Source organism: Shewanella sp. SM32 (genome assembly GCF_025654235.1).
Classification (GTDB): Bacteria; Pseudomonadota; Gammaproteobacteria; order Enterobacterales; family Shewanellaceae; genus Shewanella; species Shewanella oncorhynchi.
The window spans coordinates 1-2268 of the sequence record NZ_JAKKRO010000136.1 but is presented as its reverse complement, the minus strand read 5'-3'; the positions used below and the strand labels follow the sequence as shown (position 1 = coordinate 2268).

The window sequence follows — 2268 nt, the reverse complement described above, 5'->3', positions numbered from 1 at the left end:
GTTTTACCCGCTTTAAACAGGTTTTTACCCTCAATAAAATCACCAACAAAAGGCTTATGCCATACACCTTCAACCAAGGCGACATGGGCAATGGCTAGGGCCAGCACACTGTCTTGACCAGGTTCAATCGGGATCCATTTATGGGCTTTGGCCGCCGAAGCAGAAAGCCTTGGGTCGACTACGACGACTGTAGCCTGATCGAGGGAATCACCCCATGTCTGCGAATAAAACGAGACTTGACGGTTACTCGCAATGGGATCGGCGCCAAATGACAAAATAAATTTAGCATTTTTGATATCGTACTGGTTATATCCCCAGTTACCATCTAGATAATACGGTCCCATTTTATGGGCTTCAGCACACACTGAACTATGGGAAATATTATTGGGAGAACCAATCAGATTGGTCATCTTTTTATAGAGTAAATCAGTGATATGCGAATATCTACCGCGAAGGAGCGCATATTTATGGGGCTCATTAGCTTCGCGTAAAGCAATGATTTTATCCGCTAACATATCCAGCGCTTTATCCCAAGTAATAGGGACAAATTTAGGATCTTGATCGCGGCCTTTTTTAGGATTAGTTCGCATCATTGGTGTACGCAATCTATCGGGATCGTAAACCTGCTGTAAGCTTAAGTGCTGGCGAGGGCAACTGGACATACCGTGTACGCCGGAGTTTGGATTACCCCTCACTTTTAATGCTCGGCCATCCATCACATAAATCTGCTTAGCGCACCATGAGGTACAACCTTGGCAGGTCGTCGCTAACCACTCTCCAGTGCCGGTTCTACGCAAAGGCGCAGGTAATTCTGCAGCAATACTATCAACGATAGGGGTAAAGGATAAGGTCCCACCAATACCTGTTAATACCGTGCCCGCCGCAGTTGACTTGAGTAGCTGGCGCCGCCCCAAGTTGACTTGAATTTCTTTTTTCATTTCCACACTCCTGATAAGGGTATGGAATTTAATATATATCTTTTAGGGTATGTAACTGCGATTTAGATCAATTAATACACAAGTATCCTTTACTGAAATTTACAATTGTGAAACTAAGTTGAAAAATATAAAAAATGTGATCAAGAACAATATCCTGAAGTTTAGTAAAAAAATTTACACGTATAAAGATGATCTATTTCAGATTTTTTAGATTTTAATGACGAATATCCTCAGTATGTTTGACTCCCCTTTTTTGAAGCGTATAGTATATATGAAAATTCATATGTTTATATGAAGTGATTTTTAAGGCGCCTGTTACCACCTTTTATCGCCTCCACTTTCAAACCAAAATCAATTTTATGGGGAAAAGTTATGACTCAATTTTCAATATTCGATCCCGCTTTATGTTGCAGCTCTGGCGTGTGTGGCACTGAAGTTGACCAAGCACTCGTCACCTTTGCCGCCGATTGCCAATGGCTAAAACAACAAGACATTACAGTAGATCGCTTTAATTTATCCCAACAGCCCATGGCCTTTGCAGAAAATGCCCTTGTCAGACGCTTTTTAGAAACATCTGGTACAGAATCCCTACCGCTTATTCTCCTAAATGGTGAGATGATATTAGCGGGCCGTTATCCAAGTCGGCAGGAACTAGCCCGTTGGGCGAAGATCGATATCGCAGAACCTGCGAAAAATATCGCTCCTTGTTGCAGTGGCAAAACCTCTTGCTGTTAGTCAACTCACGTTTGGAAACACCAAGGATAATCTAATGAAATTTATTCAGAATCCGCCCGCATTCCTCTTCTTTACCGGTAAAGGCGGTGTTGGTAAAACATCGCTATCCTGCGCGACAGCAATTACCTTAGCTGACAGTGGTAAGCGGGTGTTGTTGGTCAGTACCGATCCCGCATCCAATGTAGGTCAAGTTTTCGGACAAACCATAGGTAATAAACTCACGCCAATAGACAGCGTTGCGGGACTAACGGCACTGGAAATTGATCCTCAAGCAGCTGCAGAGCAATACCGCGCTCGTATTGTGGATCCCGTCAAAGGCCTATTACCGCCAGATGTAGTTCGCAGTATTGAAGAACAACTCTCTGGTGCCTGTACCACTGAAATTGCCGCCTTCGATGAATTCACCGGTTTATTAACCGATGCATCGCTACTGCAAGATTTCGATCATATTATTTTTGATACCGCACCAACGGGGCATACGATTAGGCTGTTACAACTCCCTGGGGCTTGGAGCAGCTTTATCGAGACTAACCCCGAGGGCGCTTCCTGTCTTGGCCCATTAGCGGGCCTCGAAAAACAGGCGGAACGCTACTCG

Annotated in this window: 3 protein-coding genes; 2 read left to right on the top strand and 1 reads right to left on the bottom strand. The window is 44.1% G+C overall.

What is annotated here, in order from left to right:
- On the bottom strand, positions 1-938 hold a 938-nt coding region (locus L5M10_RS23675), incomplete at its 3' end, for a molybdopterin-dependent oxidoreductase (RefSeq protein WP_263256080.1).
- 372 nt (positions 939-1310) lie between these two features.
- On the opposite strand from L5M10_RS23675, the gene arsD reads away from it, so the two are divergent.
- Both arsD and L5M10_RS23665 read left to right on the top strand, forming a co-directional pair.
- Positions 1311-1673, top strand: coding sequence for an arsenite efflux transporter metallochaperone ArsD (arsD, locus tag L5M10_RS23670; RefSeq protein WP_212601013.1), 363 nt, complete (start codon positions 1311-1313; stop codon positions 1671-1673).
- A 34-nt stretch (positions 1674-1707) separates the two neighbouring features.
- Positions 1708-2268, top strand: a 561-nt coding sequence (locus L5M10_RS23665; protein ID WP_263256079.1) for a TRC40/GET3/ArsA family transport-energizing ATPase, incomplete at its 3' end; no start/stop codon positions are given.